Raw genomic sequence first — 26,662 nt, forward strand, 5'->3', positions numbered from 1 at the left:
GCCAATTCAAGCGTGGCATAGACATTTACAGATAAACGACAGACAATTTCTGGTTTTTGCGCTTTACTTATGATATAAAAAACCAAAGGCTAAACTTGCCGGAAGGAAGAATGCAATGGCAGAGACTGTACGCAATGGTCATTAAAGCTTGAGGTCACGCCGATGAAGCATGAAATCTTGTTATTTGATCGAGTAGCTCGTGCCTGGCGCCGCCGCTCAATCGCAGAGTTCAGCAGATTGCTCATTTACAACCTGGGGTTGATAGTGACGGGCAAGTACTGGAAGGCAAGCCATGCCTTTGATCGGTCGTTCGACCTGCGATGCAATGTAGAAACTGCAGGCACTGAGGAGCCGGAGTTTTTGACCGCGGAAGACGACCTCAAAACACATGCCAAGGCATATGAACCGGTAACGGAACAATCGATACAAGTGCTGCTCGGGATGCTGCCCCCCCTTGACCTTGGTGCCTTTATTTTTATCGATCTCGGCTCGGGGAAGGGACGCGCACTATTCGTGGCGGCAGAGCATCCATTCCGGCGAATTATAGGCGTGGAATATAGCCGGGAGCTCCACGAAGCGGCGATGCGCAATGTCGGCACCTATCGGAATCCTGCAAGAAAGTGCTTTGATATCGAACCGGTCTGTGCAGATGCCACGACCTTCAGCTTGCCTGAGTACCCGACAATCTGCTTTATGAATAATCCGTTTGATGCATCGATGATTGCCAGAGCTGTCCAACATATCGACCAGTCAGTTCGGTCAGCCCCACGCCCCTTTTTCATCGTCTACATTCATTCATATTACACCGACCCCATCGACGCTATGCCTGGATGGTTGCGGCTATGCGCTGGCTCGTTGGGACCCTCGCCTTATGTAATCTGGCAGTGGGATTCCGGCAGCAGCAGGTCCCCATGAACGTACTACACTGAATTAAGTTATAGCCATTTCAGGCTGAGGTGAACTCAACCGGCGAATGAAAACGCTACTGGGTACTGGGCAAAATGAGAATTATCCAGTGTTCCTCATATTTCAATCTCTTATGGTACCGGTCTAATCTTTACCCTTGGAATGCTTTACAGTGCTCGTACGAACCAAATGCTTGATACGCTCCTTCAATCCGCTTTTATCCAGCCACCGCCCAATCGTTTCGGACAGGCAATTCGCTGCAACCAGGCTGTGTGCATAAGCTGTACCGGGCCAGCCGCGCGGAATCAGATAATAATGCCTTTCCTCTCGAAATTTGTTTGACATTCTTTGCTTGTACAAGTTGTCACCCGCCAGGAAATCGAAGCGGCAAATGCCGTCCGCCAACAGATCAGCCATGACTTCTGTATGCAGGTAAATACCCGGTTGCAACTTGGATATATCCGGATCGTACCCCACCTGATGTCCGAAATAGGTACGACCGTCATGGTAACCAAGCCCGAAGGCAACCGGCGTGTCGCCGATCCAGAGAATGTATGCCCGAAGCCAGCGGCAAGTTGCCGCCGCGCGAAGTTGCCTGATTTGCTCGGGAGTATTTTCAAGCCCGAGACCAAGCAAGTGGTACTGGTAAGTCTTGCGGGATATTTGCGCCAGGGCATCAGCCAACTCGTCAACCTGCTCGGGTTCTGTGTAACGAATCATCCTGACCGGGTTTTTCGCTTTCACGCTGAAATTCTTGCGCGTGCGGCGAATATCTTCACGGGTCTTGCTCCCGAGCGTGTGCAAATAATCTTCGAATTGCGCTCCCGCTGAAAGTTCGATAAGACGTCGCGTATAGGCTGGCCCATAAGGAACCACATGGAATAAATCGCGGACCGGACTGTCCGGCGATAGCAATAGCTCAGCAAGCGGAGAGCCTGCCTGCACACCCTCAAAAAATACGACACCGCGCCTGCCTATCGCTTCCTGAAGCGGCTTGAACAATCCGGCCAGCAACGCCTGATTTTCACATAGTGGCGCTGCCTGCAGCGCATACCTCAGCACGGGAATATGAAATACAGTGCTTTCACCTAGGCAGTATGACAATGCGCCCGGATGAACAAAAAAAGGCGCATAACCGCTAGGATATTGTTTATCACCGACCAGAAAATACTGTACATATTTGTCCGCATTGTCGATACGGCTGCTCAGCCAGCGCGGATCCAGCTCAAGCGGTACCGGCCCCAGGGCGGAGAGGTCCATTGCCTCGTCTGAACTGCCAGCAGAATACCAGAGGATCATAATGTAAGGGTTATCTTGGCATTTGGGATACCGCACGTTAACTGATAACTCATCCCGGGAAACAGCATCAGGGCTTTCCATCGACTTCAATCGAACTCTACACTCTCATTCGTATCCTTATATATAGCAGAAGAAATAGTATCGAAACAAAACTTTGAGCCGGATCCACTGATAAATTTGTCCCAGGATAAAAAATATCAGATCCCGAATCGCATCATTTTTTTTACTTTCGACTTGAGCCCCAGCTGATCCAGCTTGTCGCCAGTCAATTTGCTGAAATTATTGACGACTCTCTGACTATGCAACAACAACCTATTGCGCAGGTTGCTACGTAGAAAAAAAACGTTAGCGCACTGGATATGATGGGTGGCAAATAGCTTTTTATGTTCTGATTGTCCTTCGGTAAAATCAAAAAAGCGAAAACAACCCTCCGCGAATAAATGCTCCAGGGCGAGCCACTGCAGGATCGTGCCTACCGAAAAATTCATGTAGCTGGGGTTGTATCCAAGAAAGGCGTAAATCAGGACGTCGTTGACAATCGGGCAGTAGAGATACGAGACAGGTATATCCTGATAAAAAAGAATGAAACCACGAACATGCCCCTGCTGAGCAAGCTGATCCATTTCACGACGAAACTCCTCAGAATCGGGCAGCCCCGCATCAAGGAGTTTTTCCTGATAGGTTACTTGGGAAACGGCGCGCGCCAGCTGAAAGAATTCCGGCATTTCCCCGGCAGACTTGTAGATCTTCCACGAAATGCTGCCACCGCAATGCTCCGTATATTTCCGGATTTTACGGTTGAGAGTCGAGCGCGTCTTGGAGGAAAATTTGCCTTTGTACTCTTCGAACGGCTGGCGCATATCGATGTAGTATCGCTGGTGCCGGGAAGATATATAGCAGAGGTAACCGTCCCGCTCTCTCAGTACTGGCTGCTCACCGATGACGCGCAGCGATCGTATCAGGAAACCCTGGCTATTCGCCTGCAGAGGGTCGGCTGGCGGCATCGGTTCCGCCACTGGGAGAGTTTCATCATCAATCCCCACTTCGCGAACTTGCAACCATAATTCAGGCGCGAGCAGTGTCTTATCGCCAAGCTGAAGCTTTATGGGAACTTCATGATAATGCCATTTTTGATTCAACGATACCTCCGCCGTATCCCCTGTTCCAGCATTCTTAGCCCGGTTTTCCAGATTGGCGAGGTAAGCGGAGCCGGTTGTGAGAACGTCGAAGCGGGTGTCAAACCATGAAACCCGCGGACATGAAAGCAATCCCGATGGCGATCCAGAAATGAACAAAGCTTGCGAAAGCGAGCCACTACGATATCATCCGGCCGGTTCATACTGCTGTTAAGCAACTCGAAATTATGGGAGAGGATAACAAAAGCTTTACGCCCGGCTTCCAGTGCTTGCCAGAGCAAGCCCTCCATTTCCCTATATGAACAAGCGGTCACCTGTGCATGCCGCAGTGAACGTGTGCCTCCATCAAAAACTGTCATGGGATACTCATAAACACCCTCGCACTCAATCGGCTCGACAAGCGTAACATCTGGATAAACTCCACTGTCCAACCCAAACATGCTGGCGTTGTAGCTGCTATCGAAAGCAATGCGATTTGCGGCAAGCGCACGAAGCGTGTCCCTGTTGAAGCCGAAGCCACCAGCGCGAAATGCACTTACATCCTGCCCGCCAGCTAATTCAATTAACTTTGCGCCTGCACAAATCAAAATTATCTGTTCTTGTAAAGAGAAATATCGTAAGAACTGCTTTTTGCCGGTTATATTATCGAGCAAGGGTTCGCTGGACTCATCAACCCATTCGGTATGCAAGTGAAGCTGTATTTCATGCCCTCGTTCCCGAACAAGACCGACGATTTCGGCTAGTGGTTCCAGCCCGAACCGGGTTGAGAAAAGAGGTTCAACAAAAAATACGCCTTTCAGGCCATGCTCCTGCAATTGATGGAATTGATGTGGCAAGCCGTAATTACCCCTGGATGTGGGGCCGTATATATACCGCTGAAATGCGGCGGGAAACTTGGCGTCGATATCGTCCCAGCCATCACACCAAACCTCTACGTCAACGGTAAGAAATACGTCCATCATTTTATTGCACCTTCCAGGATCTGTACTCAATCAGCAGGAGAAACGCGGCTGTTAGACGTTAGCAGCTATCGGCTTGATGAAATGATCAGATCGGCTGATCACGTGAGAGATAAATGAGAAGCCCGATATTGCTATTTTGCAGTTACTTGGATGATCCTGGGAGTGGGCGATTTGCCGGGTTTCGGTCATAAAATGTCATGCCACCTTGAGATCATTCTTTCGTACGCGTGGCTGCTCTGCGTCGAGCACATTACGCAAAAATGATTCGAACATCAGCAGTGACCAGAGTGAAGCGCTGTAGTCGCGCCGTCCCGATTGATGCTGTTCAAGCATTTCCTTTAGAAACGCCTTATTGAAGAATCCCGTGTCGGCCAAAGTCGGACCCATTAATGCATCGTTTAGCCTTTGGCGAAGCGGGCCGCGAAACCAGCTTGCCAGCGGTACCGAAAATCCCATTTTGTCCCTGTAAAGGATGTCATCGGAAAGATAGGGTTCCAGCGCTTTCTTGAACACGTATTTGCCTTCCTGGCCGCGCAGCTTAAGCGAAACTGGAAGACCGGATATCCACTCGACCAGCTTATGATCCAGCAGCGGGACACGTACTTCCAGTGCATGTGCCATGCTCGCCCGGTCCACTTTGGTAAGGATATCGCCAACGAGGTAAGTCTTCATGTCCAGGTATTGCACAAGGGAAAGGGGATCCTGTACAGGGCATTTTCCCGCATGCATGCGTAGCACTTCCACTGCGTCGTATCCCTGGAGACTGCGTTTGAAAGAAGCACTGAACAGGCGTTGGCGCATTCGATCCTTCATGATGGAAACACCATGGAAGTATCCTTCGACGGAGTCGCGGGCGAGCGCTTCAAAGGTGGATTTTGCACGCAAGACCCTGGGCGCCCAATCAGCCTTGGGATATACATTTCCCAGCACGCCGAACAAGGGTTTACGAAATCCCAGCGGCAACATGGACCTCATCCGTTCCTCATAGAGGTGCCAACGGTAGCGGCGGTAGCCGGCAAGATTTTCATCGCCGCCGTCTCCCGACAAGGCAACGGTGACACGTTTCCTGGCCAGTTCGCACACCCGATAGGTAGGCATGGCCGAACTGTCCGCGAATGGTTCGTCATATAGAGAAGCCAGCTTGTCTATAAGGTCGAAATCGTCTGCGTCTACCTGCTCCATATTATGCTGCGTCTGATAGCGATCTGCTACCTTTTGCGCATATTGGGATTCATTGAATGCGGGGTCGCCAAAGGAGATGGAGCACGTATTAATCGGTTCTTCCATAAGATTGGCCATCATTGCCACCACCGCGCTGGAGTCGACTCCACCCGACAGGAACGCTCCCAGCGGCACTTCGGTCATAAGGTGGATCTTTACCGATTCACGTAACCGGACAATCAGCTCTTCCTGCGCCTCTTGCACACTGGTGCATTCGTTCGGGGTGAATGGTATCTCCCAGTACTGGCGCGGGCGCAGCGTACTCTGGCCGCGATGAAGCTTCAGTGTATGAGCTGGCGGCAGCTTGAGACCCTGCGTGAATATGGTTTTTGGTTCAGGAACATAGCCATAAGCGAAATAATCTTCGATGGCGTGGGGATCCATGTCCCGGCGAAAATCCGGGTGCGCAAGCAGAGCCTTCAGCTCGGAAGCGAACATGAATGTACCATCGTTCAGCAGGCTATAATAAAGCGGCTTGATACCCAGCCGGTCGCGAGCAAGAAACAGCACCTCACGGTTACGATCCCACAAACCGAACGCAAACATGCCACGAAACCGGTCTACGCAAAGCTCACCCCACTCTTCCCAGGCATGGACGATAACTTCCGTATCGCAATGGGTGCGAAAATCATGTCCCAGGGCGACAAGTTCCTTGGCGAGTTCCTGAAAATTATAGATTTCACCGTTGAAAACGACGACAACGGTGCCGTCTTCGTTAAAAAGGGGCTGCTGTCCGCTGGAAACGTCCATTATTGAAAGGCGGCGGTGGCCAAGACCTATCCCTGCCTCTGTATATAGTTGCCCTTCATCCGGTCCGCGGTGAACCTGCGTCTGGTTCATGCGCCCGAGCAATTGCCGGTCGATTTCTCTCTGGCCACGGGTATCAAACAGTCCGACGATTCCACACATGCTTTTTTCCTTAATCCGATCGCAGGCGTAAAGCCTTGTCGTAGACCCGCAGATAGCCTTGGGTCATGGCATCCATGCTGAAGCTTGTCTCGATTTGTTGCCGGGCTGCTTTGCCGTGATTAGCAATCAGATCCGGGTTTCGATAGTATTTTGATATCGCTTCCATCATCGCGGCCGGCGCGTCCGGCGAAATGAGCATTCCTGTAACGCCCTCGCTCACAAGCTCCACATTGCCACCAACGCGAGTTGCCACCGTCGGCAAGCCGGTGGACATGGCTTCCAATATCGTATTCGAAATGCCTTCGCCCAAGGAAGGCAGCACAAACAGGTCCATGGCCCGCATCAACTCCGGAATGTCGGCACGTTCACCAGGGAGCCAGGCGAGGGTTTCCGCTCCGGCTTCGCGCAACATTCCGATGCATTCCGACCGCGAATTTCCGTCACCCACAATCAGAAGCCGAAGTCTTTCCCGAGCGGCGGGCATTTCTTCCAGCAGCATCAGAAAAGCCCGAACCAGACAGGGGAAATTTTTTACATCCGTCATCCTGCCGACACTACCAATGACAAAAGTACTCTCCGTAAAAAATCCTTCCCGCAGCTCGGGGAAATTCGCGACTCCCGAGTCCGTGCGATTGCGCGGACGAAAACGCAAACTGTCGACTCCATTGTAGACCTGGCTGATGCGATCCGGTGCGGCCCCCACGGTGTTGGCGAGCCAACTCTCCAGATCCCTGCTGACAGCGATGAAATGATTCACAAAAGGTCGAATTGCTTTTCTCAGGAGGTTGTATTTACGGTTCTTTCCGTACAAATCAAACATATCCCGGCCATGTTCCCCGTGCACCCGTGCTTGCGTACCGGCGAATGCCGCAATCACCTGACCCTCCAGCGTGCCGAGATTGCGGGTATGTACAATATCCGGCTTCAGCCGCTTGAAGGTTTTGAAGAGATTGATATAAACACTGAAATCGTTTCCCTCGCGCTTATGCAACGCCACGATTTCCACATTCTCCGTCATGATCCGTTGGCTAAAATCGGAGTAGCCCTTCAAACAAACGATGGCATGCCGATAACGCTGGGACGGAATATGATTGATCAGGTTCACAAGCCCGTTCTCCAGGCCCCCGACACCCAAGTGGTAAATTACATGAACAATAAGCGGAGGCTGCTCAGCGCTACCAGCGGATTTTATCCGATCGCTGCGGCCGCTAGCGATTGTCTGCATTCTCGAGCGCGTTAGTGATAGCAGGCAACATATCGTCGAGAAAACCCTGAAGTACTGGAATCGCTTCCTCTCGTGTATCTTCATAACGGGTAGCGATAATAATCTCAGCCCCATCATCGCCCCTTTGCAGCAGCCTATTCCTGGCTAAAATGAATTTGGCCAGATAAGGGTCGGCCGTACTCTCCCCGCGCAGCCAATACCACCGCCATATCAGCAACCGTGCTGAGGAAGATCGCAACTCGCCCTGGTTGATGACCTCTTGCCGGGAGCCCAAGGCTATGCTGCGCGTTTCCTGTCTGATGTTATGCCAACCTGGCTCAGCTTCCGATACCAGTATATTCCGAGAGTTGATCAACTCCGAATCCTGTTTCTGATTACGGTAATAACTGATGTAAAGATCCACCGACGTTCCATCTTTCTGATAGCTCCGCAACAATTGGGCCGTGGCGCCGACGTATTCAGGCTTCCAGTCAGAGGTTTGGCTTGAACTGATCTGCCACTTTCCCGCAATATCCGGAATGTCAATTACTGGCCCTGTGCCAGGGAAGGAAGCGTGTTCCAGGTGCCCGGCATATATTGGCCAGATGAAGGCCACCGCAAGGACTGCACCGGCGGCGGAAACTGTACTCTTTAGCGAAATCGTCCTGTCGGTACGGAGTCCCGTTTCTGTTTCTTCTGTTTCTGTAGCGGGCCCGGCACTGTCGTTAGCATATGTATTGTCATCCTCCCGCCAGAAAGAACCGATCCAGAATAATAACAACATCACGAAGCCGAAGAAAACCCAACCGTAGATTAGATGGTCGACTCCTACAGCCAGTTGCATATCGCTCAGATGGCCGGTCATTACAATCATATAGGCGCGGATGCCATTCGCAACGATGGGAACGATCAACGAGAGGGCAATGAATATCAGGCGGCGCTTCAGGCTATGATACGTAAGATACGCGTAAAGGGTGCCCAATGTAAACGATGCGATCAGGTACCGTATGCCGCTGCAGGCCTCCACCACGGACCAATTCCCGCTTGGTATGGAAAAAAAGCTGCCCTCCCGGTAAACCGGTATGCCGGTCAATTGAAGTGCCTTTACGGTAAAGTCGGCGGTAAAGTCTATGAGCGGCGGGATCAGCGCTTCCCCGAATGGAACCGCAAGCACGAGATAAGCCAACGGAAAGGCAAGCGCCCAGACCATCCGGCGACCCAGAATTGCCCAAACCGCAGCCGGAATCATTGCGATCAACAAAAACTGCTTAAATACCTGAACACTGGCAAGCGTTGCCAGCAGCCAACTGAAACCCAGGCCTGCAAGCACCAACAGAGCAAACGGACTTGGCTGGGAGAATGCCTTACCGAGGTGCTTGCGCTGCCCCCAGATCAGGTAGGCGCTGAAGGGAAAGATCAGAAAGCCATGTGCGAATGTCTCGGATCGCATCCAGATTGAAATCATGGATCCGGTAGTCTCATGATAGCCCGCGAGAATTCCGGCAATGGCCGCGAGCGTCAGCAGCGCGGCTGCCTTCAGCTTTTGCTGATCTGGCGCTACAGTGTAATCATGCGTAATGTGTTGGGGCGTTTGAGCATTCATACCATACATTCGAAGGCGTTTCCCGCAGCTCGAATATCGTTTTGCAAGATATGCAAATGATCCTCGTTAAATTGTCTGCGGCTGAGACAAGAGTGCGTCGATTCGTCCCAGATTTTTTTTCCAATTATAATCTTCCAGAACACGCGTTCTGGCGGCATGCCCAATGGCACGACTTGATCCATTCTGCAGGAGTTCGATAATTCGATTAATGAAGTCGCTTTCGTCGTTGGCAACCACCATATCCCGATCAGGGTTTGCATTGATTCCCTCTATCGCTTGTGGAGAAGCAACAACCGTTTTTCCCATCGCCATGGCTTCCAAAACTTTATTCTGTATCCCGCGTGCGATACGTAACGGCGCCACAGCGATGGATGCATGGGCAAGGTAGGGCCTGATATCCGGCACTGCCCCGGTAACGATGATGCCGGGAAGGTCGGCTAAAGCCATTACCGCCGCCGAGGGACGGGTGCCAACGATATAAAACTCGACCTTGGGCAGTTGCAGACGAATAGCGGGAAAAATATTGCTTGCAAACCACTGCACGGCATCGACATTTGCCCAGTAATCCATGGCGCCGGTGAAGACCAGGGTATCGATCCCGGCCAAGTAAGGATTAGGGTAAATATTTTGCGGGGAAAAATAATCCGCATCGACTCCGTTATTAAAGTAGGTGATTTTTTCCGCAACCTCGGGCGCAAGACGCTTGAATAGGTCGGCCTCGGCCTCGGAAACGAAGGTCGCACTATCGAAGAGCCTGGCGACCTGTTTTTCATAATTCAGCAGCAATTTCGACTCGCGCCGATATATCCAGCTCATCGGCCAGGCGATGGTCGCCGCATACTGCATCCATTTGTCCGAATCGATATCTACAAAATCCATTACCCGGCGGATATTCATGGCATGGCTGACATATTGAGCCATGGCTGCCGAGAAAACCAGAATGGTTCCGACAGGCCTTGTTTCCAGCAAATTGCTGACCCATGCCTGCAGACGCTTATCGTGATAATAGGGCAAGGTGAGCGGCTGTCCCGAAAGCAGGCCCGACAGGCTACGAATTCGCGCTGACTTCGGGTAGAGATCAAGGAAACACGTTTCCCCGCACATACCTCTGACTCTCTCAAGATGCTTATGATCCATCTCATCATCGATAAAAGTGCCGAGATGAATGCGATAGCGCTGGCTCAGATGCTTGAGCAAATGAAAGGACCGAATTTTGTCTCCCTTGTCGGGCGGATAGGGAAAGCGATGGACGAGATAAAGCAGTTCCTGCACTGATCTAGCCCAGATTCTTCACTATGTGAGGACCGACGAAATTGGCGACCGAAATGGGGAGGTTTCGCCAAGCCTTGATGAAAAACTGATATTTGGGATTAAGCGGATTATGGTCGGGCATCGCCCCAGACCGGTGTAGCTGGTATTGGTAGTAAAGCGGTTGCGGCTCAAATCCCCAATTCTTCTTGAAATCGAAAGATCCGGTGTTATGTTTACTGCGTCCGAAATCAAAGATTTTATAACCTCTTTCACAGGCACGCCGCATAAGCTCCCAGTACATAAAATCGTTGCCCGCCAAATCCCGCGCCTCACCGGTTCCCCCTCCATAATAAGGCGAGACCTCGTCACGAAAATAAAAACTCATCACGCCGCTGACGGTGCGTCCTTCCTTGACGATGATCATTAGTTCGCAGTCATCTGCGAAAACCTCTTTGAGTATGCGAAAATATTTTTTCGAGAAAACCGGGGTGCCAAGGCGATGCAGGCTTGCCGAATAGGCGGAGAAAAAACGCTCGACACCCTCATCTACGACACTTTCCAGCCCAAACTTGATACCCTTGCGCACCATTGCACGCTGCTTGCGTGGAATTTCCCGCATGTTCTGCTCTGTTTCCGGCGAAATTTCTTTTCGAAACGTCGCATAGAGATCCTTGGTTGGCCAGTCCGAATGCAGCATTTTCAAGTTCCGGTATTCGAGATAATCCACTTGCAGCTGTGAAGCGAGCGTCTGGGCAGCTTGGTCAAGCACTTCCCGGCCGGGCTCGGAAATTGCAGCGATACCGCCGTAGACGCAAAATGGCAGGGAGCTCAGGGAATGACCAAAAAGGCGGCTCTTGACCTCTGCCAGTGGCAGCACACCTTGAATTTCACCATCCAACTCGGAGTAAAGAAACCAGGTTCTATGCCCGAAGGCACGCTCGATAACGGTTTGCCAACCCGCACGATGGAAAAAAGTAGCTTCGGGACAAGCCGATACGAATTCATCCCATTTTTTTGCTTCTTCCGGTCTCAGCAAGTGTACGGATGGCGCATCGGCCTGAAGAGAGGCGTTTTCTTGATCCTCCCGGAACGCGTCTACGATGCAGCTCATATGGCTTAACTCAGGAAAATCCGATCCATGCGGTCCCACTCGAAGTCACGAGTGAGGGCTTTGACACGGTCTTCCATTCGATGGAGATTATAATAGTGGCGGAAGCGGGTTTTCATACTGAGACCCTCCTGGCGCGGCTGCTGATGATCTATCTCCCAAGGATGGAAATAAAAGATTGCGGATTGATGCTCGATGTGATTCAGCCTCTGCAGGAACCATTTCGAAACCGGATAAGGCCAAAGTCGGAAATAGCCGCCTCCCCCCGCGGGGATGTTCCGCTTGAATAGACGCATCGTGGTGATAGGCAATTCCAGTAATCGGTTATTGCTGCGCGGATAATAGGCGAAACGGGGGGCATCCGGCATGCCGTAGTGGTCGTGTTTGATGGGATAAATACTGGAACTGTAGCGATAGCCTGCTTCTTCAAGCAAATCCAGCGCCCATTGATTATGGCTGCCTATGGAAAAGCTCGGCGCTCTGTAGCCAAGTACTGCCTGCCCACCGATATCCTCGAGAATGGCCTTGCTTTGAATAATGTCGTTTCGAAACTCATGGGGTTCCTGATCCGAAACACGGTAGTGACTCCAACCATGGCTGGCAAGTTCGTGTCCGCCGGCGATAATCCGTTTTACCATGGCGGGGTAGCGATCGGCGATCCATCCAAGGGTAAAAAAAGTTGCTTTTGTGCGATCCTCGTCCAGCAAAGCAAGAATACGGTCGATATTCATCTCTACACGGCAAGATAAAGATGCCCATGAGTCCCGTGAAATATGATTAGCGAAGGCGGAAACCTGGAAGTAATCCTCCACGTCGACAGTCATCGCATTACGTATACGTGTTGCCGTCATTTTTGGAAATCCTTCATCGCCTATCTCCCGATAACGTCGGCAGTTGGCCAGTTTTGGATGTCATTCTCAAATTGTCCACGAATACCTGCAGTTCCTGGATCCGCCTGGGCGGAGGAGCAGTACTCGCATATGGGTAGCATTATGTGTCTTTTGGCGGGCTCTTGTTTGAGCGAGCCAGCGAGAGTACCTGTTTGAGCAGTTGCGCCAACGATACGACAGAATTCTCCAGCTTGACAATTCTGGCACTCATGCTTTGCAGGTGGGAAAGAGATTCTTCTCGAACCAAGCCCAGGTCGCTTATATCTGGCACATTGGCTGCCGCTATCGGGATCTCAAATTCTTGCTGAATATCCCGAATCACCTCATCGACTTCCGTACTGCCGAAGTTGTGCAATTTCTCTAAACAGCCCATCAATAAAAGGCGATCACACAGCGCATTGATTCTTCGCGGAATGCCGGCCGCATGGTTGTGTATGGTTTCAAAAGTATCGTCTTCAAACGATGGGTCACCACACCAGCCTGCGGTCTTTAATCTATGTTCGATATACAATCGTGTTTCTGATAAATCCATGGGTCCAAGGTGGTAGGTTGCAATCACTCTTTGCCGCAATTGCTCCATATCGCTACCAAGTAAAGTTTTTCTGAACTCCGGTTGGCCGAGCAGGAATGTCTGGAGCAGAGGCCTGTCATCCGTTTGAAAATTGGAAAGCATCCTCAACTCTTCAACGGTCCGCCGGGAGAGGTTCTGCGCCTCGTCCACAACCAGAAGCGTGCGTTTTCCTTGCTGATCGCATTGGCGAAAGAACTGCTCGAGGCGAATGAGTAAAGAAGCCTTATCCGAATTTTCGTAGGGTAGTCCAAACGCCGCAGCGACCATTCTCAATGTATCGGTGGACTCTAGATCGGTATTGACGATTTGAGCGGCAAGAATTTTCTCGGACTCCAGCTTGCGGAAAAGATTGCGTACCAAGGTGGTCTTTCCCGCACCGACTTCTCCAGTGATCACGATAAAACCTTCTCTCTGGGAAAGTCCATATTCGAGGTAAGCCATGGCGCGTTTATGACCCTTGCTTCCAAAGAAAAAACTGGGATCAGGTTTCAGTTGAAAGGGCTTGACTCTGAAGCCGTAGAAGGGTACGTACATTCGTCTATTTCCGCTAGAAACTCATACTCAGGGTTGCGATCGCGGCATTCTCTTGATAATTTGCCCCAGCTTGGCTGGAAGTTCGCCGATTATGTCGCACTTGAAGCGTGCCTACGAGATCAGGCAAGATCTCCGGAATACGCCTCATCAGCCCGGTGCTGAATAACATCATATCGTCTTGCCTGTCGGCTCCGAGATAGCTGAATCTTGTAAATCCAAAATTTAGATTGGCGCTGGTTAACTGCGAAATTCGGTAGCTCCACAACCCGTTGCCACCGCTCTGTCTAGTATGGTTGAGCAACGACAAGTCTGCGGCATTTCCCAGCCCGACATCCACCGATTCTGGCGAAAACGCCCGGCGCGTCATATTGAATAATCTGAATACAAGCGTATTTCTTGTACCATTCATAGCAACAGAAGCCTGGAAGCGCTTCTGCAGAAAAAGCCGGTTCGATAAAAAATTGCTGGGATTAGCAAAAGCACCTGAAGTTCCAAGTCCAAGAATGGCGCCGGTGTTTTGCTGAATGACATCGGGGCTGAGGCCTGGATTTTGCGCTGTAAGAAGCTGGCTCAGAGAGCCCCCCATAGTGAGCATTGAGCCAAACTGAGCCTGTTGATTGAATGTCGTAAGGCCTTCATCATAACTCACTTCCCATGCAGTCAAGCGAGTGCGATGGGTAGCAAGGGCTGAATAGGTGTCGCCGAAAAATCTTTGGCCGCCACTGATCGCTATACTGGTTCTTTCGGTCGGCGTCCACAAAAAGCCTACTGACCAGGTAGGACTCGATGGGCTTCCGCGGATCGAAAGAAAACTATTCTTTTCGTAGCCTCCCGTAGTTATCAAGCCAAATTGCGGCGTAACGCGGTAACGAAGTGTGGCGATGTAGCGTTCGAACTCGGCGTTCCGGTTTGAACGGTCAAAATGAACCGTTTGATTGCTATAATTAAAACCCCAACCAAGCGTCCTGAACGCGCTACCGCTGTTCAAACCAAATAAATAGCCGGTTCCCTGGCTATTGGAAAGGGCATTGGCGTTTGAGGTAACCTGGCTCAAGCTATACCGCACCTCGGCGGTTGCAAAGTCCTTGAAGCGGTGGCGGAGATAAGGACTGATACTATATGTTCTTACGTCAGCTCTGTTACCTGTGACGTTGACGTTGTCCATTGATTGCGGTCCCGTTAGCGAGAGATTTTGCTGCGCCATCGTGGCTCGTCCATCCACAAAAAACAGGTCTTCAATCAGCTCGGCATTTCCAATTGCGTTCAATTGATGCCTGGTTCGGGTCAGGTTGCTGTTCTGAGCGTAGAGAAGATTATTCATCGTATAATCCAATCTCAGGTTAAAGCGGGGCCCTAACCCATTCATAGACATACCCGGATTGATCTGGGTAATGAAGTCGCCTGATCCTGACGCGCTCGATGCTGTTCCTAATCTAACATTATCAGAATAAACTTCGACCAAACTCAACCGGGGAACTACCCGCCATTCGGCAGCGTCAGAGGAAGGCGACAAAAATAACAACACCGTCGCAGCAGAACAAGCAGCCGGGAATAAAATCCTATGGTAGCGCTTATTCTCAGGCACTCTCATGATAGTAGTAACCGTAATATTCACCACCAGAGAAAGATCTGGCCTTGTTATAGATCAAATTCACGACATCGCAGGATTCGATCTGTCGAAGGGTTTCCTTAACAGCCTGTTGTGATGTCGTTTCGGCCTCTACTACCAGGACGATTTGTCCCATCTGGCTCGCCAGAACGCGGGCCTCGCTAGTCAATAGCAGCGGCGGCGAATCAAAAATAACAACGCGATCGGCGTAGCGTTCCGCGAGCTCCTTTAGCAATTCGCCCATGCTCTGGCTTGCCAGTAGCTCCGTGGAATGAGAATGGCGCGTTCCGGCGGTGAGGAGAGTCAGCTTCTCAACATTGGTTTTAATCAGAACGTCGGCCAAATCAAGTTTTTCATCAAGCAGAATATCGAGCAAGCCTCTCTCTTTTCCAACACCAAGGATTCTGGGAACCGTAGGACGCGCCACATCGGCGTCGACCAGCAATACCGTGCGGTCCATTTCCATAGCTATGCTCATAGCCAGATTGACAGTACAAAAACTTTTCCCTTCTCCAGCGAGGGCGCTGGTCACCATGATCAGATTTCCGTTCTTGACCCTGGTCGGCCCCTTGCCAAAAGCGTTAGTGAGCAATGGCCGCTTGATCACACGGAATTGCTCGGCTATCTGTGTTCTTCCCTCATCTGGCGTGACGATGCCATGCTGGCGCATTTTTGCGAGATTTAGCGTAATTCGTTTCGATGCCGAACCAGGGTTTGGCAGACGATTCTGACTGGGTTCTTCCCTGGAAGCATCATTTTTGGGAACATCATTTTCAATCAAGTGTTCTTTAACGGGATTTATGGAAGCGGCTGATGGCGTATGCTGGACATTGGGTTCCGCTTCTTTTTCGAGTTTAGCTGCCGCTTTTTCAATAATGCTCACGCTTTCTCCAATATTCTGATTTGGACTTGCCAGGTGTCGCTCTGTATTTAATTGCGAACTGCCTGTTCTAAACTAAGAACAGGAGGGGTAGATTGGAGATTCAACGGCTAATGCGCCGATCACGGTGAATTCTGCAATTCCGGTACCCTGCAGTTGTATTCGAAAAATAAGCGTTTTCCCGAGAGCCCGCTGCCACAAAATATACCGTGCTATAAAGGCTTATCTCTTGAAAGATCGCTATAAGGCGAAGCACTGAAAGGCAAACCTTCCTGCACCGGCAAAATGTTCATACTGATCAGTAACAAGCAAGAGAATCTCTAATTCCCGGGCCTCGGGTTAAGCAATTTTTACCATTAATGTTCCGTATAGACCCAGCAAAGACAGCAGGGAAAAACCAAACGCATAAAGCCGCTTTTTGCGCTTACTTTTTTCCTGATCGGTCCAGATCATGGGAATAGAACCCAATATCGGCTTACCGGAGATTTCACGCAGGCTGGCTTGACTATGGAACGTCGGCCGTACCTGACTGATAACAAACGCTATGCCGATCCCCGCCAATAAGGCGCCTAGGAAAACAATAGAAAAAAACTTGCCGCGGTCTGGGCCTACTGGTCGATCCGAAACCGTCGGTGGATCAATAATCCTGAACGACACCAAATCGGTAGCGGAACCCAGATCTCCCGATATCTTTGCAGATTCACGGCGTTCGAGAAGTTTTTCATAATTGGATTTATTTACCTGATAGTCGCGGTTAAGTTGCGTAAGCTCCGCTTCCACTTGAGGCACGGCATTGCTGAGGGATTTCATCCGGTCATACCGGGAAGTATATTCCTCCACACGTGCTCTCATTGAAGCGACGTCAGCCTCGGCTTCCGCTAAGGCCACGTTGAGCTGCTGCAGCATGGGACTATAATTCTTGCCAGGGTCAGCGCCAGGTTTGGTCAGCTTTGCTTCTTCCTTTTTACGCTCCTCAAGCTGCGCAATAAGACGCTTCGTCGATATGATGTCGGGGTGCAGTTCCGTAAAGTTGAGCCTGAGCGCATCCAGATTCTTGTCCAGCGCATCAATTCGGGAATCAAGCTCCACATTGACTATGGACGAGATCGAATCATCCTGATCCACCAGAAGAACGGGCTCATCACCGGTAATTTGTCTTTTGATTGCGTCGCGTGCCTGCTCGGCCTCCCGCAACTCCAGCCTTGTTTTATTAAGATCCTCCACAGCCTGAGATAGCTGGGAGTAATAATCACCGCCCTGCTGAGGCATCAGTCCGATGTTCTTCTGCTTGAACGCCTTAAGATTATTTTCTCCCGCGATCAATTTCTCCTCATAACTGCGGATCTGCTCATCAATAAAGCGAATCGCAGACGAGGAGTCCTGTGTCTTGTCTCCAAGACCGCCCTCGACAAAAATAGTGAGTAGAGATTGAACGATGTCCTTGGCGAGTTTTGGATTTTGATTGTTATAGTGAATGGTAAAAAGGTTATCACGTCCGGCTGCCCCGAGCTGGATCTTACTCATGAGGTCTTTGACGAGATTTTCCTGTTCCTTTACGTTTTTTGCCTTTATGTCCAGATCCACCATTCGAATGACTCTTTCCACATTTGGCCGGCTGATCAAAGTACGACTCATAATGGAAACCTGCTGCTGAAGATCGGGAGACACGGTCATGCCCGCCATCAAAGGCTTCAATACATTTTGAGTATCGACGTATATCCTTGCGGTAGACTGATAATCATCAGGCAGCTTATAAACAATAGTCCATCCGGCCGTAGCAACGACCCAGGCGGCGATTACCGCAGCCCAACGATATTTCCAGACCCCTTTCAGGTAAACGAGTAGTTGGGCTGTAAGTTCCTCCATATGTCAAACGGCCCGTAAGAGTGCTATTGTCGACGTTATTGCAGAAAAATTATTTCTGTCGTCTTTGGGTTGATAGTCCGGAAATCGGTCTATTTTTTCTTCGTCGTTATATTTTTGCGTCTTCATCCTGAAGGTGAAACCAGTCTGCTTTCTCATAATAAATGCCGGCTTGGCAAAAAGACGCATATTGCCAACCAAATGTCTGCAATGAAGCCAATAGCAGAGTTATCGCCATACCTCAATAAGCTCTTTGCCGCGCTAACCCAGGCAACCCAACTTCATCAGAAGAAACTTTCCGGTATGACAAGAACGTCCCCCTGTTGCATGGGTACATTGGCCGAGATATCGCCATCCCTGATCAAATCATCCAATCGGACGCTAAATTGGTGTTGTTTTCCGTTTATGTTACGGACGATCCTGGCCTTGTTGCCCGCGGCAAAATCCGTTATGCCCCCAACCTCGATCAGAACATCCATCAGTGTCATTTCTTCACGATATGGAAGTGCTTGAGGCTTCGCCGCCTCCCCTATAACTCGGATTTGTTCAGTGTAGGGGCCGACAAATTCCGTTACGACGACGGTCACAACCGGCTGCTGAATATACTTCGACAAAGCTTCTTCGATATCTCGCGCCAACTGCGTTGACGTTTTTCCGCTGGCCGGTAAATCCTCCACCAGAGGCGTCGTGATTTTCCCGTCCGGCCGAACCGGTACCGCCATGGAAACTTCCGGATTGCGCCAAACGATGATGTCCACATTGTCTCCTGGACCGATAAGGTAATCATGCGCGAGATGCTTGTCGTCCGGAGAAAGCGATGGATATGATTTGCAGCCGATGAGAAGGACAGGAAAAACAATAGCAAAACAAGCAAGGCATTTCCTGATATTGATATACGAAGCGCTCACTGAACTTCCTTTTCTTGTTTATTGATTATTAAAGTCTGCTGGGGCCGCTGGAAGAGGATTTTTAGTAAAAATATGAGACGATAAATCAACTTCTCTTTTGAAGGCGGCTTTGACTCAAGCACAAGGGCTAACCGACTATTTGTAGCACGTTATTCCACATATTCAAGGTTCGCATAATAGCATTTTACGTGATCACAAGCGCCCAACATGACGCTATCTTTCGGAATTCACAAAGTTTGTCCCATTCAACAAGCTACAGAAGGAGTTCACTTAATTCGCCAGTTGAACGATATTTGAATCTTATCAATTTCAGTGGCATGATCAAATTGGACTTTGGTACACCCCATACAGACAAGGTTATTAATAGCGGGTATAGCTTACCTCGGATTCAAGCTATCGCGATCCATGGAACTGAGGGCTAAACACCCTCGAGATCACACACAGCATGCCGGGAAGGAGTTCCACCGGATGGGTACGCCGTGCACCCTGCTTTGCCATATAATCCATCTCGCCGTGATAACCTTTGCTCAGCCATTCCAGCAAACCTGATTCGACCTTCGTCATCTCCGGGCCTGCATCGGAAATATCCTGAAAACCGGGTTCATTACCCCAGGCTTTGATCGGCTCGGCGAGCTGGGTAAAATCAACCGCTGGATCCTTGAAAATCTGCAGCGGATCTTTGGAGATTTTTTCTTGCATAGTGCGCATCATACCTTTCCTGACAGTCATGCATCACACTAGCCGTCATCACGCCAATTGCGATCTTCCCGATGAAGCCGCAACGCTGGCACTCGGCGCGGAAGTCGCAACCATATTGCATCCTGGCCTGATTATTTTCCTGAATGGTGATCTCGGTGCCGGCAAGACGACGCTGGCACGTGGAATCCTCCGAGGTCTAGGTTATCAGGCAAAAGTAAAAAGCCCCACATACAATTTGGTTGAACTTTATAAAATTTCTAGGTTATACTTCTATCACTTTGATTTTTATCGATTCAAAGATCCCTTTGAATGTGAAGAAGCAGGTTTCCGGGAATATTTCAACGCAAACTCAATCTGCCTGGTGGAATGGCCTGAAAAGGCAGCTGGCCTATTGCCTAAGGCCGATTTGAGTTTTCTGTTCCATATTGCTGAGACTGGCCGCAATGTGGAAATTCAGGCAGACACGGAGGCCGGTAGACTGTGTTTGAAACATTGGCAATCCCTGAAAAACCCTTGAACGCGGCAATGTCCGATTGTCGCAATGTTCGTACCCACTCCATATTCGTCACCTGGTTGTTCGTGGCGGCTGTATTCCTGTTTCTGCCGCTCTGCAATTCCGCCTTCGCTGATATCAAGGTCAGTTCGGTCCGTGTCTGGCCGGCGCCGGAGTATACCCGCCTCACGCTGGAATCAGCCCTGCCTATACAGTATTCGCTCAGCATCGTAAAAAATCCGGATCGCGTTGCGATCGATCTGGAACAAGTCGTGCTAACGCCCGAACTGGAAAAGCTCGCGGATAGAATTGACGCCGCCGACCCCTATATCCAGGCAGTGCGGATCGGCCGCTTCAAACCGGGCATATTGCGCCTGGTTCTGGACCTCAAAACCCAAGCAGTGCCGCAAGCTTTCGCGCTCAAACCCGTGGGCGACTACGGGCACCGGTTGGTGCTGGATCTTTATCCCGTTGTTCCGCCCGATCCGCTGATGGCGCTTCTTAACGAAAATACCACGGCGACATTACAAACTGATGCCAATCCCGACACTAACATAAATTCAAAAGCGGAAACCAGGTCCGCGCGCACTTCGGTGTCCAAAAAGCATAAGCCGGAGATGATACGTCTCATAACCGTCGCCATCGACCCTGGACATGGTGGGGAGGATCCTGGGGCAATAAGCCAACGTGGCACACATGAGAAAAATATCACGCTGGCGATCGCCAAAAAACTCAAAGCCAAGATAGATAAAGAACCCAATATGCGGGCCGCGCTGACGCGGGAAGGGGATTACTTTATTTCGCTGCCGATGCGTTTGGTAAAAGCTCGCCAGGTGAACGCCGATTTGTTCGTATCCGTTCATGCCGACGCCTTCATCAAGCCGCATGCACGCGGCTCCTCCGTATTTGCACTGTCCGAACGTGGCGCAACCTCGGCCGCTGCGCGCTGGCTGGCAAAAAAAGAAAACGACGCGGACTTGATCGGCGGAGTCAATCTGGATATCAAGGACCCCTATCTCAAGCAAACTTTGCTTGATTTGTCACAAACAGCAACCATCAACGACAGCCTTAAGCTCGGCAGGGAAGTGCTTTCAGAAATCGGCGATATCAACCACCTGCATAAAACCAGCGTGGAACAGGCCGGCTTCGCTGTCCTCAAATCGCCTGACATCCCTTCAATCCTGGTTGAAACAGCCTTCATCAGTAACCCGGATGAGGAAAAGAAACTGAAGGATAGCGCGTATCAGGACAAACTGGCCGACGCCATACTCGCCGGCATCAAGCGATATTTCGCAAACAATCCTCCGCTTTCCCGTTCAAGGATGGTGTTGCTTGAGTAAGACCTTTCCACTGCCCGAAATTACGCGTCATTCTCATTGCTGACAGGTTTCCACGAAACCACTGTCACAATCAAGGAGGATAGCGCCTGCCATTCGCCTGCTCGTCCTTCTCATCCTGCCCCTGAATTGCCGTCATGCTCGCGTAGGGCTGAGCCAGAGGCTTCTAGCCGTGACAATGCTTCTACTTCATAATCGCGGCGTTGAATTATCCGAGATGTTGCCGTGACCAATGAAGACCTTTCCAGGCTGAAGATAGACCGGGGCAGCACCGTAACGGGGCGTACGCGCAAGACGCGCTTCCCCCTCGCAGCCTGGCTCGCGATCACTGCAATGCTTGTGGTACCCGGGTTTCTCTATTTCCGAAGCGGCATGGCGGTAGAGGTGGAGTCGACCACGATCACCACTGCGTATCCGTCACAATCATTCACATTGCTCAACGCCACCGGTTACGTGGTTGCGCAGCGGAAGGCAGCAGTGGCATCCAAGGCGACCGGACGGGTGGAATGGTTGGGGGTAACAGAAGGCAGCAAGGTAACGGAAGGCGAAATCATTGCGCGACTGGAGAATGCCGATGTTACCGCAGCGATGGACCAAGCTGCGGCCAGCGTCAACGTAGCGAAGGCGAACCTGCAGCAGGCACAAGCAGAATTGGTCGATGCCCTGGCAGCGTTCAACCGGAATGGAGAGTTGCTCGACAAGGGTTTCATTTCGCCGTTCGCATACGATACTGTCACTGCCCGTTATCACAAGGCTCAGGCTGCCCTTCGGGGTTTCGGCGCCGAGGTCGCCGTAGCCGAGGCAAATCACCGCGCAGCCCGGATAGCGGTGGAGCAAACGCTGATCCGTGCACCGTTCGATGGAGTGGTACTGACGAAAAGCGCGAACATCGGGGACGTCGTCACTCCCTTCTCTTCCGCGCTTGACGCCAAAGGCGCAGTGGTAACGATGGCAGACATGGATACGCTCGAAGTAGAAGCCGATGTATCCGAATCCAACTTGCCAAAAGTAAAGCTGGGGCAACCCTGCGAAATTCAGCTGGATGCACTTCCCGATCTGCGTTTGCGCGGCGTGGTACAGCGCATCGTACCAACGGTGGACCGTGCTAAAGCGACTGTGTTGGTAAAAATACGATTTGTCGACCATGATCCCAAGGTACTGCCGGAAATGAGCGCCAAGGTCGCCTTCCTGGAAAAAGAAATGGCGGCTGGTCAGCGCACTGCGCGCGTTGCTGTATTATCCGGCGCGATTACACAGAGAAATGGCAAAAACGTCATATTCCTTTTAAGGGACGGAAAGGCGGTTGAGACGTCCATTGACACCGGCGAAAAAATTGGCGATATGGTTGAAGTCCTGAAAGGCGCCAGGGCTGGCGACAAGGTAATACTGAGACCGGGAGATGGGCTCGACAACGGCGATAAGGTCAAAACGGCGGCTAAATAAAAGGCAGCAAGGTTTGCATGGAAAACGCTTCCAAATCGATTGTCGAGATCCGGCAGCTCACCAAATCCTACCGCCGTGGCGGACAAACGGTGCCTGTTCTCACCAACATCTCTTTCGACATCATGCCGGGCGATTTCATCGCATTGATGGGCCCTTCCGGCTCCGGCAAAAGTACATTGCTCAACCTTATCGCGGGTATCGACAAGCCCGACAGCGGTTCGCTGAAAGTTAACGGAATCGATATCGCCGCGCTTTCCGAAGCGGAACTAGCGGACTGGCGAGCTGCCAATGTCGGGTTCATTTTCCAGTTCTATAACCTGATGCCCGTGCTGACCGCGTTTGAGAACGTTGAACTGCCGTTGTTATTGACAACACTTTCGCGCAGCCAAAGACAGGAGCGCGTCGAACTTGCGTTGTCGATGGTAGGTCTGACTGACCGTATGGCGCACTACCCTTCGGAACTGTCCGGCGGTCAGCAGCAACGCGTGGCAATTGCCCGCGCCTTTATCACCGATCCGCTCATCCTGGTGGCGGACGAACCCACGGGGGATCTCGACCGGGTATCGGCGGACGATATTCTCCGTATGCTTGCGCGCCTGAACAGCGAGATGGGCAAGACGATCATCATGGTGACGCATGACCCGCATGCGGCCAAATCAGCGCATTCGATTCGTCATCTCGAAAAAGGCGAACTGGATGTAACATCCGAGCGGTAAGCGGCGGTATCGCGCGTTTTCCTTTGTTTTTTACAACGTCTCTTCCACGACGCGCTATAGCGCGATTGCTGCAGAAATGCATTTCCTGAAGCTTATTTCAAGAAATACGCTGCGCCATAAGCTGCGCACCGGGCTGACCGTGCTGGGCCTGGTGGTGGCAATACTCGCCTTTGGACTGCTACGAACAGTGGTTGATGCCTGGTATGCGGGGGCGGAAAATGCTTCCTCCACTCGCCTGGTGACGCGAAGTTCGATTTCGCTGGTGTTTCAGCTACCAATCAATTATCAGGAGCGGATTCGCAAAATTCCGGGCGTGTCGGCGATCAGTCATGCGAACTGGTTTGGCGGAGTCTATATTACCGAGAAAAACTTTTTCCCGCAGTTCGCGGTAGATGGAAAAACCTATTTCGATCTTTATCCGGAATACCTCATCCTGCCGGCGGAAATGAAAGCATTCCGCATCGACCGCAAGGGCTGTGTGATCGGCCGCAAGCTGGCAGATACGTATGGCTTCAAGGTCGGCGATACAATCCCTCTTCGGGGGACAATTTACCCAGGCGCATGGAGTTTCACGGTGCGCGCTATTTATGACGGCGCCGAAGCGGGAACGGACACCTCGCAACTTTTCTTTCACTGGGATTACCTCAATGAAACGTTGAAAAAGACTATAGCCCGTCGATCCAATCATGTGGGTGTATACATAATCCAGATCTCGGATGCCGACAGGGCTGCGGAAATCTCGACCGAGATCGACGCATTGTTCAGAAACTCTCTCGCGGAAACCCTTACCGAAACAGAGAAGGCGTTCCAGCTGGGTTTTGTCGCCATGACCGAAGCCATCGTCGTGGCGATACGCATCGTTTCGTTCGTGGTGATATTCATCATCCTTGCGGTAATGGCGAACACCATGGCAATGACTGCGCGCGAACGCATCCGCGAGTACGCCACGCTCAAAGCATTGGGTTTTGGCCCGCGCTTCCTGACCGGATTGATTTATGGCGAGTCACTGGCTATTGCGCTCGCGGGTGCGGTAATCGGGATTCTGCTTACTTTCCCGATCGCCCATGCATTCAGCAAACAGGTGGGTACATTGTTTCCGGTATTCAGCGTCTCGCTGGAAACGGTCTTCATGCAAGTTGCCGCCGCAATCGCGGTCGGATTTATTGCAGCAGTGATGCCTGCATTGCGCGCGTCGCAAGTGTCTATTGTGGAAGGACTTCGCCACATCGGGTAGCTTTAACCTAAATCCGGTAGTTGACCACTCATTTAATAGATTAGTGTTATGATTAATAACATTATTTCATATTATTTGACGCTCACCTTCTGAGTGAGGTCGCTACGAGGTGAATTGCACAGTTTTTGCGGCACATGGCTGCGTTGCAACTCCTTGGAATGGAACGGCGCCCCGAAGCGTCGCCCGAGGGACCCCGCGCAGCGGGGATCGGGCAGCGCAGGGGATGCCGCGATCGCGTTCCACACGCAAGGGGGCGCCCGCATCCCGCTTCGGGGTCGCACCTTCCTGCGGAAGGCACTGCTCCGCCCTGCGCGGTCGCATTCCGCGTCGTTGCGCCTTGCCCTGCACCTCAAAAACCGTACACTTCTCCCCGTCCAACTACCGGATTTAGGTTCAAATTGATTATGTCGGTCCCTCTTTCATACACGTGGCGCAATCTCGCCGCACGCAAATTGACTACACTGCTCACCGCCTGCGGAATGGCCCTCGTGGTTTTCGTATTCGCTACCGTGTTGATGCTGGAGGAGGGTCTCAGAAAAACCATGGTGGAAACAGGGTCTCCCGATAATGTAATCGTTACGCGTCGTTCTGCCGGGACGGAGGTGCAGAGTCTCGTTGAGCGCGACCAGGCCGCCATTGTGGAAAACCAGCCGGAAGTTGCCTACGGCATAGACGGCGCGCGCCTCGCATCGAAGGAAACCATCGTATTGATCGCTCTTGCCAAACGCGACTCCAATAAAGCCTCAAACGTATTGATACGCGGCGTCGGACAAAAGGGGGTCGAACTCCGCCCCCAGGTGGAAATCACGGAGGGGCGCATGTTTTATCCTGGCTCGACGGAAATTATTGCAGGCAAGAATATTGCGGAACGCTATAAAGGCGCAGGCGTGGGTGAAATGTTGCGCTTCGCGCAACGTGAATGGACCGTGGTCGGCATTATGGATGCGGGTAAAAGCGGCTTCGATTCGGAGATCTGGGGAGACGTGGATCAGTTGATGCAGGCATTTCGCAGACCAGTCTATTCCTCAGTGATACTGAAGCTGAATGACGCGGCAACGTTTCCTCAACTCAAGTCCCGCATTGAAGATGATCCCCGCCTTACCCTGGAAGCCAAGCGGGAAAGCGTTTTCTATGCGGAGCAATCGCAAGTGCTGGCAAACTTCATCCGCTATCTGGGGATGATGTTGTCGATCATTTTTTCCGCAGGCGCGATCATCGGTGCAATGATCACCATGTACGCCTCGGTTGCTAATCGCGCCACGGAAATCGGCACCCTGCGCGCATTGGGGTTTCGCCGCGGAAATATTCTCGCTGCATTTCTTGTGGAAGCATTGATGCTCGGTGCGGCGGGCGGCGTCATCGGTTTGACAATGGCGTCTTTCATGCAGTTCTTTACCATTTCCACCATGAACTGGCAGTCCTTCTCGGAACTGGCGTTCAGCTTTATCCTGAATCTGGAAATTATCCTTAAATCATTTGCGTTCGCCCTGATCATGGGCGTGGTCGGCGGCTTTCTCCCGGCCGTACGCGCCGCACGCCTGAATATCGTGGACTCGCTGCGGGCGGTGTAATCGCAGGTATGAAGCGCGTTTACACCGCTTCATTTCTAGGGTCTGTTAACACAATCTAAGTGCTTCGACGATCAAAGCGAAGTGGATGAAGCCAGTGAACATTACATCAAGTTTCTCGAAGCGGGAGAAGATACGGCGGAATCCTTTCAGCCTCCTGAACAGTCGCTCAATCTCGTTACGCCGCCGATACATAACCTTGTCGTATTCCCAAGGCTCAACCCGGTTGGCCTTGGGCGGGACTACCGGAATGAAACCAAGATCCAACGCCAGTTGCCGTGTTTCATTCCCCTCGTAGGCGCGATCCATTACCAGATG

Annotated in this window: 22 protein-coding genes and 1 pseudogene; 7 read left to right on the forward strand and 16 right to left on the reverse strand. The window is 51.4% G+C overall.

Features of this window, described 5'->3' with window-relative positions; genetic code table 11:
* The first annotated feature begins 162 nt into the window (after positions 1 to 162).
* Positions 163 to 915, forward strand: a complete 753-nt coding sequence (locus BLP78_RS09700; protein ID WP_090458768.1) for a class I SAM-dependent methyltransferase — start codon at positions 163 to 165, stop codon at positions 913 to 915.
* A 135-nt stretch (positions 916 to 1,050) separates the two neighbouring features.
* Here the strand turns inward: BLP78_RS09700 and BLP78_RS09705 are convergent, their stop codons facing one another.
* The 15 genes from BLP78_RS09705 to BLP78_RS09780 all read right to left on the reverse strand — a co-directional run bounded on the left by BLP78_RS09705 (position 1,051) and on the right by BLP78_RS09780 (position 19,565).
* Positions 1,051 to 2,166, reverse strand: a complete 1,116-nt coding sequence (locus BLP78_RS09705) for a GNAT family N-acetyltransferase (RefSeq protein ID WP_176752835.1) — start codon at positions 2,164 to 2,166, stop codon at positions 1,051 to 1,053.
* Positions 2,167 to 2,402: 236 nt separating this feature from the next.
* A complete protein-coding gene (locus BLP78_RS09710) occupies positions 2,403 to 3,344 on the reverse strand; it encodes a GNAT family N-acetyltransferase (protein WP_090458771.1) in 942 nt (313 codons plus the stop codon).
* Positions 3,341 to 4,303 (reverse strand): polysaccharide deacetylase family protein, encoded by a 963-nt coding sequence (locus BLP78_RS09715; RefSeq protein ID WP_090458772.1) that lies wholly within the window; start codon positions 4,301 to 4,303, stop codon positions 3,341 to 3,343. Before BLP78_RS09715 ends, BLP78_RS09710 begins: the two co-directional genes overlap by 4 nt.
* Positions 4,304 to 4,498: 195 nt before the next feature.
* Positions 4,499 to 6,433: an XrtA/PEP-CTERM system amidotransferase gene (locus BLP78_RS09720; protein WP_090458774.1), complete on the reverse strand. Its 1,935-nt coding sequence runs from the start codon at positions 6,431 to 6,433 to the stop codon at positions 4,499 to 4,501.
* Between the two features lie 10 nt (positions 6,434 to 6,443).
* On the reverse strand, positions 6,444 to 7,658 hold the full coding sequence (locus tag BLP78_RS09725) for a TIGR03088 family PEP-CTERM/XrtA system glycosyltransferase (RefSeq protein ID WP_090458775.1): 1,215 nt from the start codon (positions 7,656 to 7,658) through the stop codon (positions 6,444 to 6,446).
* On the reverse strand, positions 7,642 to 9,240 hold the full coding sequence (xrtA, locus tag BLP78_RS09730) for an exosortase A (protein WP_090458814.1): 1,599 nt from the start codon (positions 9,238 to 9,240) through the stop codon (positions 7,642 to 7,644). Before xrtA ends, BLP78_RS09725 begins: the two co-directional genes overlap by 17 nt.
* Positions 9,241 to 9,306: 66 nt before the next feature.
* Positions 9,307 to 10,512: a TIGR03087 family PEP-CTERM/XrtA system glycosyltransferase gene (locus BLP78_RS09735; protein ID WP_090458777.1), complete on the reverse strand. Its 1,206-nt coding sequence runs from the start codon at positions 10,510 to 10,512 to the stop codon at positions 9,307 to 9,309.
* A gap of 4 nt (positions 10,513 to 10,516) precedes the next feature.
* A complete protein-coding gene (locus BLP78_RS09740) occupies positions 10,517 to 11,602 on the reverse strand; it encodes a FemAB family XrtA/PEP-CTERM system-associated protein (RefSeq protein ID WP_090458778.1) in 1,086 nt (361 codons plus the stop codon).
* A gap of 5 nt (positions 11,603 to 11,607) precedes the next feature.
* Positions 11,608 to 12,450: an XrtA system polysaccharide deacetylase gene (locus BLP78_RS09745; RefSeq protein WP_090458780.1), complete on the reverse strand. Its 843-nt coding sequence runs from the start codon at positions 12,448 to 12,450 to the stop codon at positions 11,608 to 11,610.
* 139 nt (positions 12,451 to 12,589) lie between these two features.
* Positions 12,590 to 13,594 (reverse strand): XrtA/PEP-CTERM system-associated ATPase, encoded by a 1,005-nt coding sequence (locus BLP78_RS09750; RefSeq protein ID WP_090458781.1) that lies wholly within the window; start codon positions 13,592 to 13,594, stop codon positions 12,590 to 12,592.
* A gap of 13 nt (positions 13,595 to 13,607) precedes the next feature.
* Entirely contained in the window at positions 13,608 to 15,212 is a 1,605-nt protein-coding gene (locus BLP78_RS09755) for a TIGR03016 family PEP-CTERM system-associated outer membrane protein (RefSeq protein WP_256330198.1), read from the reverse strand.
* Entirely contained in the window at positions 15,172 to 16,086 is a 915-nt protein-coding gene (locus BLP78_RS09760) for an XrtA-associated tyrosine autokinase (RefSeq protein ID WP_090458784.1), read from the reverse strand. The genes BLP78_RS09755 and BLP78_RS09760 overlap by 41 nt, the downstream gene beginning before the upstream one ends.
* A 336-nt stretch (positions 16,087 to 16,422) precedes the next feature.
* The gene (locus tag BLP78_RS09765) at positions 16,423 to 17,949 is read right to left on the reverse strand and encodes an XrtA system polysaccharide chain length determinant (protein WP_090458786.1); all 1,527 of its coding nucleotides are present in this window, start codon (positions 17,947 to 17,949) and stop codon (positions 16,423 to 16,425) included.
* Positions 17,950 to 18,230: 281 nt separating this feature from the next.
* Positions 18,231 to 18,854 (reverse strand): XrtA/PEP-CTERM system exopolysaccharide export protein, encoded by a 624-nt coding sequence (locus tag BLP78_RS09775; RefSeq protein ID WP_090458790.1) that lies wholly within the window; start codon positions 18,852 to 18,854, stop codon positions 18,231 to 18,233.
* A gap of 393 nt (positions 18,855 to 19,247) precedes the next feature.
* On the reverse strand, positions 19,248 to 19,565 hold the full coding sequence (locus BLP78_RS09780) for a hypothetical protein (RefSeq protein WP_143002934.1): 318 nt from the start codon (positions 19,563 to 19,565) through the stop codon (positions 19,248 to 19,250).
* Between the two features lie 16 nt (positions 19,566 to 19,581).
* On the opposite strand from BLP78_RS09780, the gene tsaE reads away from it, so the two are divergent.
* The 6 genes from tsaE to BLP78_RS09815 all read left to right on the forward strand — a co-directional run bounded on the left by tsaE (position 19,582) and on the right by BLP78_RS09815 (position 26,347).
* On the forward strand, positions 19,582 to 20,070 hold the full coding sequence (gene tsaE, locus BLP78_RS09785) for a tRNA (adenosine(37)-N6)-threonylcarbamoyltransferase complex ATPase subunit type 1 TsaE (protein ID WP_090458816.1): 489 nt from the start codon (positions 19,582 to 19,584) through the stop codon (positions 20,068 to 20,070).
* A gap of 8 nt (positions 20,071 to 20,078) precedes the next feature.
* Positions 20,079 to 21,386: an N-acetylmuramoyl-L-alanine amidase gene (locus BLP78_RS09790; protein ID WP_090458817.1), complete on the forward strand. Its 1,308-nt coding sequence runs from the start codon at positions 20,079 to 20,081 to the stop codon at positions 21,384 to 21,386.
* 222 nt (positions 21,387 to 21,608) lie between these two features.
* Positions 21,609 to 22,826 (forward strand): efflux RND transporter periplasmic adaptor subunit, encoded by a 1,218-nt coding sequence (locus BLP78_RS09795; RefSeq protein ID WP_090458793.1) that lies wholly within the window; start codon positions 21,609 to 21,611, stop codon positions 22,824 to 22,826.
* 17 nt (positions 22,827 to 22,843) lie between these two features.
* Positions 22,844 to 23,542, forward strand: coding sequence for an ABC transporter ATP-binding protein (locus BLP78_RS09800; protein WP_090458794.1), 699 nt, complete (start codon positions 22,844 to 22,846; stop codon positions 23,540 to 23,542).
* 76 nt (positions 23,543 to 23,618) lie between these two features.
* Positions 23,619 to 24,776 (forward strand): ABC transporter permease, encoded by a 1,158-nt coding sequence (locus tag BLP78_RS09805; protein ID WP_090458796.1) that lies wholly within the window; start codon positions 23,619 to 23,621, stop codon positions 24,774 to 24,776.
* 404 nt (positions 24,777 to 25,180) lie between these two features.
* On the forward strand, positions 25,181 to 26,347 hold the full coding sequence (locus BLP78_RS09815; protein WP_090458799.1) for an ABC transporter permease: 1,167 nt from the start codon (positions 25,181 to 25,183) through the stop codon (positions 26,345 to 26,347).
* Positions 26,348 to 26,392: 45 nt separating this feature from the next.
* Here the strand turns inward: BLP78_RS09815 and BLP78_RS09820 are convergent.
* A pseudogene (locus tag BLP78_RS09820) lies at positions 26,393 to 26,662 on the reverse strand (IS5/IS1182 family transposase); the annotation flags it as partial.

The sequence above is a fragment of the Nitrosospira sp. Nsp1 genome, assembly GCF_900100985.1.
GTDB lineage: Bacteria > Pseudomonadota > Gammaproteobacteria > Burkholderiales > Nitrosomonadaceae > Nitrosospira.

What these genes read in the sequence shown, in the direction of transcription:
- BLP78_RS09700 (WP_090458768.1), top strand. Translation starts at nt 163, where the DNA reads ATGAAGCATGAAATCTTGTTATTTGATCGAGTAGCTCGTGCCTGGCGC.
- BLP78_RS09705 (WP_176752835.1), bottom strand. Translation starts at nt 2,166, where the DNA reads ATGGACCTCTCCGCCCTGGGGCCGGTACCGCTTGAGCTGGATCCGCGC.
- BLP78_RS09715 (WP_090458772.1), bottom strand. Translation starts at nt 4,303, where the DNA reads ATGATGGACGTATTTCTTACCGTTGACGTAGAGGTTTGGTGTGATGGC.
- BLP78_RS09720 (WP_090458774.1), bottom strand. Translation starts at nt 6,433, where the DNA reads ATGTGTGGAATCGTCGGACTGTTTGATACCCGTGGCCAGAGAGAAATC.
- BLP78_RS09725 (WP_090458775.1), bottom strand. Translation starts at nt 7,658, where the DNA reads ATGCAGACAATCGCTAGCGGCCGCAGCGATCGGATAAAATCCGCTGGT.
- xrtA (WP_090458814.1), bottom strand. Translation starts at nt 9,240, where the DNA reads ATGAATGCTCAAACGCCCCAACACATTACGCATGATTACACTGTAGCG.
- BLP78_RS09740 (WP_090458778.1), bottom strand. Translation starts at nt 11,602, where the DNA reads ATGAGCTGCATCGTAGACGCGTTCCGGGAGGATCAAGAAAACGCCTCT.
- BLP78_RS09745 (WP_090458780.1), bottom strand. Translation starts at nt 12,450, where the DNA reads ATGACGGCAACACGTATACGTAATGCGATGACTGTCGACGTGGAGGAT.
- BLP78_RS09750 (WP_090458781.1), bottom strand. Translation starts at nt 13,594, where the DNA reads ATGTACGTACCCTTCTACGGCTTCAGAGTCAAGCCCTTTCAACTGAAA.
- BLP78_RS09765 (WP_090458786.1), bottom strand. Translation starts at nt 17,949, where the DNA reads ATGGAGGAACTTACAGCCCAACTACTCGTTTACCTGAAAGGGGTCTGG.
- BLP78_RS09780 (WP_143002934.1), bottom strand. Translation starts at nt 19,565, where the DNA reads ATGATGCGCACTATGCAAGAAAAAATCTCCAAAGATCCGCTGCAGATT.
- tsaE (WP_090458816.1), top strand. Translation starts at nt 19,582, where the DNA reads ATGCATCACACTAGCCGTCATCACGCCAATTGCGATCTTCCCGATGAA.
- BLP78_RS09790 (WP_090458817.1), top strand. Translation starts at nt 20,079, where the DNA reads ATGTCCGATTGTCGCAATGTTCGTACCCACTCCATATTCGTCACCTGG.
- BLP78_RS09800 (WP_090458794.1), top strand. Translation starts at nt 22,844, where the DNA reads ATGGAAAACGCTTCCAAATCGATTGTCGAGATCCGGCAGCTCACCAAA.
- BLP78_RS09805 (WP_090458796.1), top strand. Translation starts at nt 23,619, where the DNA reads ATGCATTTCCTGAAGCTTATTTCAAGAAATACGCTGCGCCATAAGCTG.
- BLP78_RS09815 (WP_090458799.1), top strand. Translation starts at nt 25,181, where the DNA reads ATGTCGGTCCCTCTTTCATACACGTGGCGCAATCTCGCCGCACGCAAA.